This is a genomic window from Colwellia sp. 20A7 (assembly GCF_009832865.1).
Taxonomy (GTDB): domain Bacteria; phylum Pseudomonadota; class Gammaproteobacteria; order Enterobacterales; family Alteromonadaceae; genus Colwellia.
On sequence record NZ_CP047130.1, the window covers coordinates 2,230,224 to 2,245,663 of the forward strand.

The 15,440-nt window shown below is 36.5% G+C and carries 10 protein-coding genes; 5 read left to right on the forward strand and 5 right to left on the reverse strand.

The genetic code is table 11. The features are described from left to right. Positions 1-188 precede the first annotated feature (188 nt). From recC to GQS55_RS09670, 4 genes are read left to right on the forward strand one after another with little or no spacing between them, the layout of a single operon-like run. A complete protein-coding gene (recC, locus tag GQS55_RS09655; protein WP_159820107.1) occupies positions 189-3,899 on the forward strand; it encodes an exodeoxyribonuclease V subunit gamma in 3,711 nt (1,236 codons plus the stop codon). Beyond that, positions 3,896-7,684, forward strand: a complete 3,789-nt coding sequence (gene recB, locus GQS55_RS09660; protein WP_159820109.1) for an exodeoxyribonuclease V subunit beta — start codon at positions 3,896-3,898, stop codon at positions 7,682-7,684. Before recC ends, recB begins: the two co-directional genes overlap by 4 nt. Beyond that, positions 7,684-9,636 (forward strand): exodeoxyribonuclease V subunit alpha, encoded by a 1,953-nt coding sequence (gene recD, locus GQS55_RS09665; RefSeq protein ID WP_159820111.1) that lies wholly within the window; start codon positions 7,684-7,686, stop codon positions 9,634-9,636. The genes recB and recD overlap by 1 nt, the downstream gene beginning before the upstream one ends. Positions 9,637-9,690: 54 nt before the next feature. Continuing rightward, positions 9,691-10,200: a DUF3087 domain-containing protein gene (locus tag GQS55_RS09670; protein ID WP_159820113.1), complete on the forward strand. Its 510-nt coding sequence runs from the start codon at positions 9,691-9,693 to the stop codon at positions 10,198-10,200. Between the two features lie 136 nt (positions 10,201-10,336). On the opposite strand, the gene infA is transcribed toward GQS55_RS09670, so the two are convergent. From infA to ald, 5 genes are all read right to left on the reverse strand, one after another. After that, positions 10,337-10,555, reverse strand: a complete 219-nt coding sequence (gene infA / locus GQS55_RS09675) for a translation initiation factor IF-1 (RefSeq protein WP_011043571.1) — start codon at positions 10,553-10,555, stop codon at positions 10,337-10,339. 171 nt (positions 10,556-10,726) lie between these two features. After that, positions 10,727-11,443 (reverse strand): arginyltransferase, encoded by a 717-nt coding sequence (locus GQS55_RS09680; protein ID WP_159820115.1) that lies wholly within the window; start codon positions 11,441-11,443, stop codon positions 10,727-10,729. Positions 11,444-11,583: 140 nt separating this feature from the next. Beyond that, a complete protein-coding gene (gene aat, locus GQS55_RS09685; protein ID WP_159820117.1) occupies positions 11,584-12,318 on the reverse strand; it encodes a leucyl/phenylalanyl-tRNA--protein transferase in 735 nt (244 codons plus the stop codon). 96 nt (positions 12,319-12,414) lie between these two features. Beyond that, a complete protein-coding gene (trxB, locus tag GQS55_RS09690; protein WP_159820119.1) occupies positions 12,415-13,362 on the reverse strand; it encodes a thioredoxin-disulfide reductase in 948 nt (315 codons plus the stop codon). A gap of 199 nt (positions 13,363-13,561) precedes the next feature. Continuing rightward, positions 13,562-14,680: an alanine dehydrogenase gene (gene ald, locus GQS55_RS09695; RefSeq protein WP_159820121.1), complete on the reverse strand. Its 1,119-nt coding sequence runs from the start codon at positions 14,678-14,680 to the stop codon at positions 13,562-13,564. 219 nt (positions 14,681-14,899) lie between these two features. Here ald and lrp point away from each other — a divergent pair, with 219 nt between their 5' ends. Continuing rightward, positions 14,900-15,382: a leucine-responsive transcriptional regulator Lrp gene (gene lrp / locus GQS55_RS09700; protein ID WP_159820123.1), complete on the forward strand. Its 483-nt coding sequence runs from the start codon at positions 14,900-14,902 to the stop codon at positions 15,380-15,382. Positions 15,383-15,440: the final 58 nt, after the last annotated feature.

Genomic DNA, 15,440 nt, shown 5'->3' on the forward strand with positions numbered 1-15,440 from the left:
GGTTATTTGATCTGGATACTTAATTATAATAATAACGATGAAGTTAGCGCGTTAATTTACGCTAAAGTGTTTGTTAGTTATTTAAGCTTTTTAGTAATCATTCGGTGTTTATTCTCTGAAATACATGGTGTTCAATTCCTGCTTGTGGTTAAATTTAGGGTATCAAGCTTTATACGGTAAACACTACATTGATCAATCTTTATCCCGCTAACAAAATGGAAAATTTGTTACTGCTGCTTAATAAAATTTCCCAACTATCTCCCCTAGGTGTATTCAGTCAAGAAGTGATTGTGGTGCAAAATCCAGGGATGCAGCATTGGTTAAACCTCGCTATTGCCGAAGAACGTGGTATTAGCATGAATATGGGTTACGCGTTACCTGCTCAATATTTATGGAAGCTCATAAGAATGCTGGCTAGCGATGAAGATGTACCTGAACAGTCACCTTACTCAAGAGAAGTGTTAACTTGGCGTATTTATGCTTTATTAGCAACAGAAATAGTTGTTGATGACAGTGATTTTATCGCTGCAACACGGTATTGGAATAAGTCATCAGTAACAGAAAACGCTTATTCAAATCAAGAGCAGCCGAACGCTAACAAAGAAAATATTTTCAGCAGTCAGGAGAATTTAAAGCGTTATCAGTTAGCAGAACAAATGGCCGATTTATATGAACAGTATTTAATCTTCCGCCCTGAATGGTTAGACTCTTGGCAAAAGGGGCAAGAAGTTGACTTACTGTCTAATGACAGTAAGTGGCAAGCCAAACTATGGCAACAACTTATTAAACAACTCGCTTATAATCCAGTAGAGTTATTAAATAATGCGATGGCTAATATCGATAATAAGCTTGCAGCCGATCCCTTGCTATTACCGAAACGGTTAAGTTTTTTTGGTATTAACAGCATGGCTCCTATGTGGCTGACCTTTATAAATGCATTAAGCGAATATATTGAAGTAGATTTTTATCATCTAAACCCTTGTTTTTCTTATTGGGGCGATATTATTAGTGAAAAACAAGCCATTAGTAAGCTCTCTCATTGGTCTAACGGTGTTGATGATGAGCACCTATTTGTTGGTAACCCTTTATTAGCTAACTTAGGACAGCAAGGGCGAGAATTTTTAGCTTTATTGCAAGATTACAGTACGGTAAATGTTGAGCTATTTGTTAAAGCGAGCGCTAATAAAATCATTGAAGATGATAATTCAATCAGTAGCGACAATAATAATGATAACGATAGCAACAAGCCAGCCGAGCGAATTTTACATAAGTTACAAAATGATATTTTAGCGTTACATGATGCAACGAAAGTACCAGAGCAGTTAATTGATGACTCTATTACATTAGTTAGTTGTCATAGTGCTTTACGTGAAGTACAAGCATTACATGACTTCCTCCTTCATCAATTCAATGAATCTGCTAATCAGTCAAATAATACAGATAAGCTAACACCAAAAGATGTATTGGTTATGTGTCCACAAATTGAGCAATATGCACCTTATGTGAATGCAGTATTTACTCGAGGGTGGCAAGAATTAAACGATGAAGTACCGCCATTGCCTTGTTCTATTGCTGATCGCAGCGCAAAAGATAGCGATCCTTTGATTGCTGCATTTAGTGAGCTGTTAACCTTACCTGACTCTCGTTTTCAGGTGTCTCATTTATTAAGTTTTATTCGTTTACCTGCCGTAGCTAATAAATTTTCGATTAATGAAGAAGACGGCGAAAAAATAACAGTTTGGCTGAAACAAGCAGCGGTTCATTGGGGCTTAGATAAATCGCATAAAGCTAAATTACTGGGTGAGAATGTTAGTAATAGCTTTACTTGGCAGCAAGGATTATCACGTTTATTAAGAGGCTTTGCTTTTTCAGATACTGATACTATTTATCAAGAGCAACTTTTACTGGCAGCAGTTGAAGGTGATGATGCCGTATTACTTGGGCAATTAATGTTGTTCATTGAGCAACTACAAAGCTTAGCTCAACAGTTGAATACACCAAGAACGGCTAAAGATTGGCAGACCTTTTTATTAAACCAGTTGGCGTTGTTATTTACCACTAATCGTTATTTTACTAGCGACACGAAATCGAAAAGTGCTTCACAAGCGATAAATGCACAGGTAAATAATCAAATTGAAAACAGCTTAGCGATTATCGAACAGGCAATTAGTGCCCTGGTTGAATATTGCTCTCATGCACATTTTGAAGAAGTGATTGATTTAGCCATTGTCGTTGATTTTCTCAATGACCACTTCAGTCAAGGTGATGCTAGTCGTCAATTTATGGTAGGACAAGTAACATTCTGCTCTATGCTGCCTATGCGTAGCATTCCATTTAAAATTATTGCGGTATTAGGCTTGAACGATGGCGAATTTCCAAGGCAACGCCAACCATTAGGTTTTGATTTAATGGCGACCAGTGCAGCAAGGTTAGGCGATAGATCCCGCCGTGGTGATGATCGATATCTATTTTTAGAAGCAATTATCTCAGCGAGAAGTTCACTGTATTTAAGCTATCAAGGTCGTAATATTAAAAACAATAACGAAAAGCAGCCTTCGCTCGTGCTTAAAGAGTTAATGGATTATCTTACGCAAGGTTATGGCTGGAACTTCGATAAAGACAATGTAGATGAAAATTCACAGAATCAATTGCAGCAAATGCCTATGCAGCCTTTTAGTGAAGGTAATTACCTGGCCGCGCCAGACTTAACCGCTAAATCGTCAACAACTCATTCTTCAACAGCTAATTCTTCAATAGTAATTACTGCTTCACCAATAAAGGCGAGTTTTAATGCTAATTGGTTTAAGTTAGCACAAAATAATGGCCAAAAAGTTCAGCAGGATAACACTTCGTTAGTAATAACCGATGAAGAAATTGACTTAGAAACAATCACCGCAAACGATTTAATACGATTCTTTCAACACCCAAGCAAGATGTTTGCTCAAAAGGCATTAAACTTATACTTAGATGATAATAGCGTGCAACTAAATGATGTAGAGCCTTTTAGCGCAGATTATTTAGATCGTTATTTATTAAAACAAGATTTATTAACTGCAAGTTTAACAGCGTTATCTGCTAATACTACAAAGCCGATAATAAATAGCACTGAGCAAGTATTACATGCGGCTAAATTATCTGGAAAATTCCCTGATGCGCCTAGTACACAAGCTGATTTTGATAATTGGTTAGACGAAACTCAACAATTTAGCCAAGAAATTATTGATCAGGGCTGTGATAATCCAGAATTGATTGATTGCCAGATAATCGTAAATCAACATAAAACGGCAAATTCTAGTACGGGTCTACACTCAAGCCAGCCTACTATTTTGATAGCAAAAATACCGGTTAAACAGACTCATGATGGTGTTCAGTTAGTCTTTTATCGTAGTTCTGGTGCTAAAGTTAAAGATTTATTTACGTTATTTTTACATCATTTGATTGTTCAGTTATGGCAACAACAAAATATGGGCACCAAAGATTATGCGAGTAATATTCTTAGTCAAGTACAGAGTACCTGTGGTTTCTACTTTAACGCTAAAGCACAAAGTGTCGAACATTATAGTGTTTCTAGTATCGAAAATGCTGAAGCTGAGCTGAATATGCTATTAAGCACTTATGAGCAGGGCCAAAAACAAGCCTTGTTATTGAATAGTGAATTAGCGGCTCATGTGTTTAAGCAGGTACGCGGTAAAGCTGTGGAAATGACACAAGATCGTTTTGAGGGTGTTTGGTATGGCGATGATTCTGTTCCAGGGCTTAGTCATGACCCTTATATTACTTATTTTTGGCAACAATGTCCTGATATTACTATTTATTTACCGCAATTGAATATTGTTTATCAAAGTTTATTTAAGCATGTAAGCAAGAGTAAAAGTAAGGCTAAAGGTGAAAAGTCATGAGTCAGTCATCAAAATTTACCTTAACTAATTTAGATTCATCCACCATCCCGTTAACTGGCCGACATTTAATTGAAGCCAGTGCTGGTACAGGAAAAACTTACAACATAACTCGTATTTATTTACGTTTATTGCTTGAGCGAGAGCTGAAAGTAGAAGAGATTTTACTGATGACGTTCACTAAGGACGCGACTCAAGAGCTAAGAGGGCGTATTGATGCCTTTATTCGTGAAGCGCTTAATAACTGGCAAACCTTGTGTAGCCAGGATCCTTATTTTAAAGCCATTGATAAGCGAGTAAATCCAGATAACGTTAACCCTAATAAAATCGAGTTTTTACTAAAACGTGCATTATTGTTTTTAGATGAAGCGGCCATTTTCACTATCCATGGCTTTTGTCAGCGCGCGTTAACGCAACATGCTTTTGCGAGTGGTTTACCTTTTAACGCCAATATGTCGACCAACAGTAGCGAATTAGTACTAGAAGCAACGCAAGATTGGTATCGTCAATTGGCGAAACAAAGTATTGAAAATTTTGTCTTAGTTGAAGCTTTTTGGGCAACGCCTACTGCCTTTGTTTCAAGTTTTGCTAAAGCTATTTCACACAGAAGTGAGTTGTCGGTTATTGATGTGCAAAGCTTAGTGGCTAATTTTATCCAATTAGCCAAACAAGCCAGTGTAGCTTTAAATAACAATACAAGCTTACTTGATGAAGGATTAGTGGCACACAAAAAACCAGAAGAGCAAGAAAAACGCGCTGCAGAGCTTGTTAAATTGAAACAATGGTTAGATAACATTGCGCAATGCCAAGACGACAACGCTTTATTGGACGCTGCAGCCTATCCTATGCCAGATTATTTACTTAATGGTAATCGTCACCCTAAAGCATTTAAAGTGCAATTAGCGCAGGTTTTAGACAGTGCTAAAGAAATTAAAGCGCAAGTGAAAAACTTAGCTAAAAATATCAATAAAGCCCAAGCTTATCAAATTGTAAGAGCTGCTATTTATCAAATAAGACAACAAGTAAAGCAAACGAAAGAGCAGCTTAACTGTTTAGATTTTGACGACCTTATTAATACCTTGGCTGATTGTTTGCAACCAACCCCAGTAAACAATTCACCAAGTGCTAAGCAAAGAAATAATGTTTTAGCGCAAACGCTATTAGCACAATACCCTGTGGCGTTAGTTGATGAGTTTCAAGATACTGACCCTCAGCAATTTGCTATTTTGCAGGGAATTTATTATCAAAAAGATCAATCGAATGTTAATAGCGATAATACTAGTAGTACTGAATATAGCAAAAACGCACTCTATTTAATTGGTGATCCTAAACAAGCTATTTATGGTTTTCGGGGAGGGGATATCTTTGCTTATTTAAATGCACGTAGTGATTGTGATTATCATTGGTTGATGGATACTAATTGGCGTTCAAGTCCTGACGTTGTCGAAGCGTATAATCAGGTTTTTTCTGGCTCGACTACTGAGAACAGCGTGCAACAATCAGTTTTTGGCTATGGCATCGACTATCAACCCGTATTAGCGGGTAAGAAAGCGGATAGTGCTGTTGATTCATTAACCAATAAGGGACGAGCATTAAGGTTTGTACACTTTACTGGTGAAGGCTTTGCTGACAAAGTGCCACAGTCAGTCAGACCGTTAATGGCTACTTGGTGCGCTAATGAAATTGTCGAGTTACTTAATGATAATGATATTGGCAACGATATTGGCTCTGATTCCGAGAATAATAGTCAGAATAAAAAAACCAAGCCGAAAGATATTGCTATATTGGTACGTGATGGACGAGAAGCTAGTGCTATTAAAGAGGCTTTGTTACAAGCTAATTTAGCGAGTGTTTTTCTATCTGATCGTGCTAATTTATTTGATAGCGAGCAAGCAGCACAACTGATTAAGTTATTAAAAGGTATATTGGCACCAGAAGACGAACGACTTTATTTAAGCGCGATTACCTGTGGGTTACTTGGTATTAACGCCACTGCGTTGTATAAACTGCAACAAGATGAGTCGGCATATCAAATATTAAAATTTAACTTTTTCGATTATCGAGAGCAATGGCAGCGTCAAGGCTTTATCTCCATGGCGATTACTATTATGCACCAACATTTTGATTTCTCGGGTGCTAATGACAGTGGTAATAAATCTCGAGCATTGACCAACCTTTTACATTTGTTTGAGATATTACAATCGGCTAGCCAAAAGTTTTTACAACCACAAGAATTACTCTATTGGTTTGAACAACAATGTAACGATGATGGTGCGCGAGCAGCAAATGACTTAGAAACAGAGCAACGCCTTGAAAATGATGGCGACCTGATTCGTATAGTTACACAGCATGGCGCTAAGGGGCTTGAATATCCGGTTGTTTTCATTCCTTTCGCCACTCGTCATAAAGACCCTCTTAAGTTTGGTAATAAATCCGTTAGTTATATTGAATATCATAATGAGCAAGGGCAGTTATGTCTTAGTTTAGACGGCGACGAACAAGCTAAAATTGCCATGGCAAACGAGGCTTATGCTGAAAGTATTCGCCTTTTGTATGTGGCAATAACACGGGCAGAACGTCGCTGTTACATTCTAAGTACAGCGTTTGATAAATATGCATTGTCACCTTTAGGCAAAACATTGCAATGGCAACCTGAACAAGATATTGCCCAGAGTCTTAGTCAGTTAGTTGCTAGTTCACCCAATACCATTAGTTTTCAACATGAATCGTTTGATAGTCTTTCTTTTGATATTGCTAGTAATAGCATTTCGCAAAAACAGCAGGTTGAACAAACAGCTGAGCTAGAAGTAAGTAAGTTTATTGGCAAAATTGAACGAGACTGGTGGTTAAGTTCATTTTCAGCCTTAAGTAAAAATTTACGTCACGGCGGGATATCGTCGCCTGATAGAGACTCGATAGACGTTGATGATAATAGTTTAACAAATCGTAAAAATGATAAAGCAGTAATACGCTTTCAATTAGCGAAAGGTGCGCATAGTGGTAATTTATTACATGATATTTTAGAGCACAGTAACTTTAAAAGCAGTGATGAAATTGATAATAATATGCTTGAAAGCACCAAGTGGCCTCTACTTAAATATGGAGAGCTAACAACCGGTTTTACTGACGCTGATTTAGTGAGTTGGCTTGATGAAATTGTGAAAGCCCCAATGACTAATCAAAGCGATACGCTTGATACTTTTTGTTTAAGTGATATTCCTTTACAGAAAACCTTGCGTGAAAATGAGTTTTATTTTCCAATGAATGAAGCCAATATTACTGATTTAGAGAAATTGCTAACCGATCATCGAAATGCAGGTTTAACAAAGGCTAACCCAAATACTGTTCGATTACCAAGCTATAAATCTTTAAAAGGTATGATGCATGGCTTTATTGATTTAGTGTTTGAGCAAAACGGTAAATATTATGTTTGTGATTATAAATCTAGCCACTTAGGTGATGACTATAACGATTATGATTACGATGCATTGCGTGATGATATAGAAAAAAACTACTATGATTTACAGTACCTTATCTACAGTTTAGCGTTACATCGGTATCTTCAACAAAACTTGCCTGATTATGATGTAGCTGAACATTTTGGTGGTATTTATTATTTATATTTACGTGGTATGACAAATGATAAAAGCCATCAAGGGCAGGGCGTTTATTACCGAACAATTACAGTCAATGAACTAATCCAATTAGATGATCTTTTCTTGGGCAAAAAGTTAGCTAAAGACCTTGGTAAAAAATTAGATAACAAGCTAGCTAAGGAGCAGCAATAATGGCTCAAACAATCGTTAATTTTAATCAAACTCAGCAACAAATAGCCAATATAGAGGCGATAGATTATTTTTTTGGGAAAGAATTACTCGCAGCGTTAACCGTTCAGGCTGATTTGTCTGATGAACCACAACAGATCTTATTCCATTTATTAATAGCGTTAAGTGTCAGTTTACGTGCAGGACATTCATGCTTACCAATAACTGAAATTGCTGGGGAGAATTGGGGTGTTGCTTTCGATGAGCTCGGTGAGTGTAGCCATCAAGGTTACCTGTTTCCGAGTATAGATATTTTACAAGGACTACTGGCAGCTCTTAATATTTCGGCTGACCAACGACAGCCCGTAGTTTTCAACAATAATAGCATATATATGCGTCGCTATTACCAATTTGAATGGGAACTAGCCCGAGGTATTAGGCAACGGTTAACACAAACATCTTCAGTGTCTGAGGATGATATCTGTAGCATTGTTAGTCAACTATTTCCAAAGAATCAGGAGATCGAACATCCTGATAATAAGGCCTCTAGCATTGAAGAAACGAAGCATAATGAAATTGATTGGCAAAAATTGGCTGTCGCAAACGCAATTGATAAAAATTTCACTGTTATTGCAGGTGGGCCAGGTACTGGGAAAACCTATACAGTAACCAAGCTACTTGCTGCGTTATTAATGTTACAAGAAAAAAATCATTTACAGGGTGATGCTCCCGCATTAGAAATTGCGTTAGTTGCACCAACAGGAAAAGCTGCGCAACGCTTGTCTGAATCTATCATTAAGGCTATTGCAGGCTTTAGAGGGCTTATTGACGATGATATTTTGGCAGTAATGCCAACACAGGCAAAAACTATTCATCGTTTATTAGGTGTTATTCCTAACAACCATAACTTTAGACACAATCAAGATAATTTATTGTCTTGTGATGTACTACTGATAGATGAAGTGTCTATGGTTGATTTACCTATGATGGCACGTATATTTCGTGCCTTAAAACCTGAAACAAAACTTATATTGTTAGGTGATGCTGATCAGTTACCATCAGTGGCTGTTGGCTGTGTACTCGCAGATATTGCCCCAAGGCCACATTATGGTTACAGCAAGGAAAACGTAGCTTATTTGGCAAAAATTTGCGAATTAGAACCCGAATTTTTAGCTAGTCAGTTCCATCAAGCTGATTCTGAGTCAGTAACTCATCATGATCATTTAAGCTTTTTGATGAAAAGTCGTCGCTTTGACGGTGAAGGCGGTATAGGAATATTAGCTAATTATGTCATTCAAGGTGAGTCAACACTAAGTTGGCAGTTGTTAGCCAGTTCAACAAGCGAAGGTACGTTAGCTGATAGCAATAACCAGCTGAGCCTTGCAGATAGCAACTTAAGTAGTTGGTTGCCACCTTTAATTAAAAAGTATTACCATGGCATAGCACAATGTCCTGATGTTACCGATGCTTTTGCATTATTGGCTAAGTTTCGCGTATTGTGCGTTACTCGCCAAGGTGAATTTGGTGTAGATGCGGTTAATCAGTGGATAAAAGAACAATTGTTTTCTCGTTTTCATACTGAAGCTAACTATCATGGTATGCCAATTATGATCAATGAAAATGACTATCGATTAGGACTCTATAATGGTGATATTGGGTTACTTTGGCGTACTGACGAAGGTCAGTTAATGGCATACTTCGAAGATACCGAGCACGGCTATAAACTATTTATGCCATCACGCTTACCTAAATATGACATGGTTTACGCTATGACCATTCATAAAACTCAAGGCAGTGAGTTTGATCATGTTGCTATGGTGATGCCAAAGCAAACTGAACATCAATTACTATCACGTGAATTACTTTATACAGGGATTACCAGGGCAAAAACAATGCTAACCATTGCAAGTAATAAAGCCACTTGGCAACACGGTGTAAAAACTGAAATAAAACGTTACTCAGGGCTAATACTTTAATTTATAATTCACACCACACAGCATACTTTTATTTTCTAAGGAAAACTTGTCTTAATGCAGTTAATCAATATAGATAAAAAACGTTATAGAAAAAATTTAAACATTGTTATAGTCGGGTTCATTGGTACTTTATTAATTTTGTCTTTAATTTTTGGTCAACTGCTTATTGCTAGTTTTGCCCAAGAAGGGGTTAGTAATTTTAGATATAACCTACTCGGTGTTATTCTCTCTTTACTTGCTTGTGCTGGTATTATGCATACATTAAAGAATTCTGATGCTTTTAAAGAGATTTACTATGTATGGAAAGTAAAACAAATACAAAATTCAATTTATCGAAAATTGAAAAAAATCAAAGTTGGCGTAAGTAATGATGAGCACAACGCTTTAATTATTTTAGTTTTTTATTATCAGAGTTTAATACAAGTATATAAACTTGACGATAATACCTTAACCATTTCTGAAGTAGAAAAAAGATTTAGTGATTTACAAGCGGTTGTTGCTGAGAAAAACCTAACCATAAGTGCCGACCAATTTGAGAAAGAGTTGCTAGACTTTTACCGTTAATAGCGCATCGTCTTTATTTTTGACAAAAAAAACCAGTACTTATTAAGTACTGGTTTTTTAATTTTTAACATTCGCTAATATTATGTAAATCTACAAATTATTAGCCGTATTGTTATATTATCTTTAGCGCAATAAACTATCTGGCACGGAAAATAATGCGACCTTTAGATAAATCATATGGCGTTAACTCAACAGTTACTTTATCGCCAGTTAAAATACGAATATAGTTTTTACGCATTTTTCCTGAAATATGAGCAGTAACCACGTGGCCATTCTCTAATTCAACTCGGAACATAGTGTTAGGTAACGTGTCTAAAACCGTACCTTGCATTTCAATATTTTCTTCTTTCGCCATGGGGCGCTAAACCTCTATATGTTGTGCAAACAAGCAATAAGTTCAAACTAAATTGTTATAAATTATTGCCGATAAAAAAAGCTGCGCGAATAATGCCTAATTGTGCAGCTAATGTAAAGCTTTGTGGCTTTTTATTTATGAGAGATATTAAATAACAGCAGGAAAAATGTATTATTTTTGAACAAGTAACCATTGTTTTTTAGTAAATATTTCATAGGGGAAATATCTATTCTTGTAATTCATTTTCTGACAATCATCAATTTGATAACCTAAGTATAAAAACGGTAAATTGAATTTTTTACAAAAATCTATTTGAGTAAGAATAGAGAAAACACCTAAACCATTCGTCTTATAATCGGGGTGATAAAAGGTATATACCGCAGATAAGCCGTTACTTAATATGTCTGTTACGGCTAAGCACACTAATTTCTTTTCGTTGTTTTCTTCTAACCAGGTTTCAATAAACAATTGTTTGGTTAACTTACTAGCAAGAAAGGTTTGAAATTGCTCATAATTCGCAGGAAACATGCTGCCGTCTTGATGACAGGTATTAATATAAGTTTCATACAAAGGATAATATTCATCCTTTAATGCTTCAGATGTAGTAATTTTAAAATGTGCATTTCGCTTTAATGAACGTTTTTGGCTTTTAGATGGGGTAAATTGATTAACAATAACCCGAACCGAACTACAGGCATTACAGCTGGGACAATGAGGGCGATAAGATTGATCGCCGCTGCGACGAAAACCTTCCATCATTAACATACTATAACCACGATTATTCTGTAATCGTTCGTCAATAGCAATCAATAAACGTTCTTCTTTGTTAGGCAAGTAACTACAAGGAAAGGTTTTTGTTATACCTACTTTAAAAGTATCATCATTCATAGGGCAATTATTACTTATCTGTTGATTTGCGGCTTAATTAATTTAGGGTAATGCATTTGAGGTTATTTATGATCATTGAGCGATGAACGTTATTTCGTTAACTCCTTTCAACTTATTTTTTCCGTGTTGCTCTTTCCTAATTACTCACTTAAGTTGACTTCACGAGGATGCCAAAAATCTTTATCGATCGCTATATCTATAGCTTTATTTTTTAAGTTAATAAAATCATCTCGGGTAACTTCACTTGCGCCCATGTCGGCTAAAAAAGGGTTTAGTAACTGGCAATCAATAAAATCTACGTTAACCGAACTTAATAATTTACTTATTGCTACCAAGGCAAATTTAGAGGCATTAGGTTTGCTATAAAACATGGATTCACCAGAAAAGAAACCATTAATAGCAATGCCGTATAAGCCACCGACAAGCTCTTCTTTTGGTGATAATGCGTCATCATTATTTGTTTGCCAAACTTCGATTGAATGAGCAAAGCCAAGTTGATGTAAGTTGATATAAGCTGCTTCCATTTCAGGCAATATCCAGGTTTCATCACTTCGAAAGGGGGCATTAGCGCATTGTTTAATAACTTGTTCAAAAGCTGAATTAACGGTGACTTTATAAGGTGATTTTTTTATTGCCTTACGTAAGGTACGATTAACGTGTAAATCAGCAAGTTTAATTATTGCTCTAGGATCTGGAGACCACCACATTAATGGGTCGCCTTCACTAAACCAAGGAAAGATGCCATTACTGTAAGCATTTATTAATCGATTAGGCTGTAAATCACCGCCTAAAGCTAACAAGCCATTAGGTTCAGTCAGGGCAGCGCTAACAGGAGGAAATGCTACGTTATTATCGTTGAGTTGATATAGGCGCATATTATCCTAAAATTTTATGCTAAGGGAATTGTAAGGCTTATACAGGCATAAGTTTATCAGAGTAGACTGAACTATATGCCTAAGCTTTTTGGATAACTACTGGGCGTCGAGGTAGCGCTCAGCATCTAACGCTGCCATACAACCAGCACCGGCAGAAGTGATTGCTTGACGATAAATATGATCAGCAACATCACCTGCTGCGTAAATACCTTCAACACTGGTTTGTGTTGCATTACCTTGCGTACCACTTTGAATAGTTAAGTAGCCATTCTTCATTGCTAATTGGTCTTTGAAAATATCTGTATTTGGTTTGTGGCCAATTGCGATAAATACACCAGCTACATCAATAACTTCAGTTTTATCAGAATTAGTTTCTTTTAAACGTAAGCTATTTACACCCATGTTATCACCTAACACTTCATCTAAGGTGCGATCTGTGTGTAAAACGATATTACCGTTTTTCACTTTTTCATATAAGCGATCTGTTAAGATTTTTTCAGACTTAAAGGTATCACGACGATGAACAAGATGTACTTCGCTGGCAATATTTGATAAGTAAAGCGCTTCTTCAACAGCGGTATTACCACCGCCAACAACAGCAACTTTTTGGTTTTTATAAAAGAAACCATCACAAGTAGCACAAGCCGAAACACCACGGCCCATAAAGGCTTCTTCAGAAGGTAAACCTAAATATTGTGCCGATGCGCCAGTACAAATAATTAATGCATCACACGTATATTCGTTGCTGCCTGTTAATTTATATGGTTTAGAAGAAAAGTCTACTGATTCAATATGATCAAAAACAATTTCAGTATCGAACTTTTCTGCATGTTTTTGCATACGGTCCATTAATGCTGGTCCTGTTAAATCGTCAGCATCTCCTGGCCAGTTTTCAACTTCTGTTGTTGTTGTTAATTGACCACCTTGTTGCATGCCGGTGATTATTACAGGTTTTAAATTTGCACGTGCTGCATAAACAGCAGCAGTATAACCTGCAGGGCCTGAGCCTAAAATAAGTAGTGGGCAATGTCTAACGTCGCTCATGAATGAGTTCTCCAGAATTTTTGATAGTAATATATTTGAAAGATGTATAGCTTTATTAATTGGGATGATAAGAGGTTCTATCAAGGGTGTATAGTGAGAATATGCATTTTTCGAAAAAGAAATAAAAAAAAGAGCACAAATTTGAATTTGTACTCTTTATCAATTAACGTTTTAAAGACTAAAGACTAAAGACTAAACATTAAAGACTAAGTGCTGTCTTTGCTTCTACAAATTCATAACCTAAAACATCAGCTACTGGTTTGTAAGTGATTTTTCCTGCAGCAACGTTTAATCCTGCTAATAAATGCTCATCTTCAAGCAATGCTTGTTTTGCACCTTTGTTGGCGATAGTAACAGCAAAAGGTAATGTTGCATTAGTGAGTGCCATTGTTGATGTTCTTGCTACGCCACCAGGCATGTTAGCAACACAATAATGTACTACATCATCAACAATATAGGTTGGATCTTGATGAGTCGTTGCTTTAGATGTTTCAAAACAGCCGCCTTGATCAATCGCAACATCAACAACAACCGCGCCTTTTTTCATTGCTTTAATATGTGCTTTAGTGACTAATTTCGGTGCTTCAGCGCCAGGAATTAATACAGCACCAATCACTAAGTCAGCTTCAACAATCAATTGTGCCATTGCATCAGCAGTTGAGTATACTGTTTTCAAGCGTCCATCAAATTCAGTGTCTAACTGACGTAAACGAGGTAATGAACGATCTAAGATTGTTACGTCTGCACCCATTCCTACAGCCATACGAGCTGCTTGAGTACCTACAACACCACCACCAACAACAAGTACTTTTGCTGGTGCAACGCCAGGAACACCGCCAAGTAAAGCGCCTAATCCACCTTGTGCTATTTCTAACGCGTGAGCGCCTGCTTGGATAGACATACGACCAGCAACTTCTGACATAGGGGCTAGTAAAGGTAAACCACCGGTAGGAGATGTAACCGTTTCATAAGCAATACAAGTTGCTCCTGAAGTAATTAATAATTCAGTTTGCTTAGGATCTGGTGCTAAATGTAAGTAGGTAAATAAAATTTGGCCAGGTCTTAGCATTTTACATTCAATTGCTTGTGGCTCTTTTACTTTAATAATCATATCTGCAGTAGCAAATATCTCAGCAGCTTCGTCAATTATTTTCGCACCTGCTTCAATATATTGTGCATTGTCAAAACCAATAGCAGCACCGCCATTATTTTCAACAATTACTTGATGGCCGTTAACTGCTAATTCTTTAACTCCCGCAGGTGTTAAGCCAATGCGGTATTCGTGGTTTTTAATTTCTTTAGGTACGCCAATAATCATAATTATATCTCTTAAGTTAAATTATGATACCCAAGCTACCTCCAAATACATATTCTATTATGATATTAAAGCTAGCTTGGGTATCAGGCAGATTATAGAAGGAAACTGCCTCGCTAGAATGTATAGTATAAAAGTGTTTTAGTAGAATAACCTGTCGAAATTTATAGTTTTCCATTATATAATACTAAAATAAAATGAAATTATAGTGATATATACAGTATGCCATTGGTAACAAATAAAGTTATAGATCGTATTGATAAAAATATACTTGTTGAGCTTCAAAAAGATGGCAGGTTATCGAATGTAGAGTTATCAAAGCGTATTGGTTTAAGTCCAACAGCTTGTTTAGAGAGGGTTAGGCGACTTGAAAAAGAAAAATATATCACTGGATATCAAGCAAATTTAAATTCCTCAAAGCTAAACCTTGCTTTATTAGTGTTCGTTGAAATAACCTTGTCTAAAACTAGTCCCGATGTTTTTGATGATTTTGCTAGCGCAGTACACGAACTAGACGTTATACAAGAGTGCCATTTAGTTTCTGGAAATTTTGATTTTCTTTTAAAAACACGTGTACAAGACATGCTAGCTTACCGACAATTATTAGGGGATATATTATTAAGGTTACCTGGCGTAAGTGAAAGTAGAACTTATGTCGTTATGGATGAAATTAAATCCAGTAATATCTTACCAATCAAGCGATAATTTGTTATTTTAACCGTACCATTGCTTCTTCAAAATGCCTATACGTCTATTTTGAGTT

Coding starts and splice junctions, on each gene's coding strand:
- recB (WP_159820109.1), top strand. CDS start 3,896: ATGAGTCAGTCATCAAAATTTACCTTAACTAATTTAGATTCATCCACC.
- recD (WP_159820111.1), top strand. CDS start 7,684: ATGGCTCAAACAATCGTTAATTTTAATCAAACTCAGCAACAAATAGCC.
- GQS55_RS09670 (WP_159820113.1), top strand. CDS start 9,691: ATGCAGTTAATCAATATAGATAAAAAACGTTATAGAAAAAATTTAAAC.
- infA (WP_011043571.1), bottom strand. CDS start 10,555: ATGGCGAAAGAAGAAAATATTGAAATGCAAGGTACGGTTTTAGACACG.
- GQS55_RS09680 (WP_159820115.1), bottom strand. CDS start 11,443: ATGAATGATGATACTTTTAAAGTAGGTATAACAAAAACCTTTCCTTGT.
- aat (WP_159820117.1), bottom strand. CDS start 12,318: ATGCGCCTATATCAACTCAACGATAATAACGTAGCATTTCCTCCTGTT.
- trxB (WP_159820119.1), bottom strand. CDS start 13,362: ATGAGCGACGTTAGACATTGCCCACTACTTATTTTAGGCTCAGGCCCT.
- ald (WP_159820121.1), bottom strand. CDS start 14,680: ATGATTATTGGCGTACCTAAAGAAATTAAAAACCACGAATACCGCATT.
- lrp (WP_159820123.1), top strand. CDS start 14,900: ATGCCATTGGTAACAAATAAAGTTATAGATCGTATTGATAAAAATATA.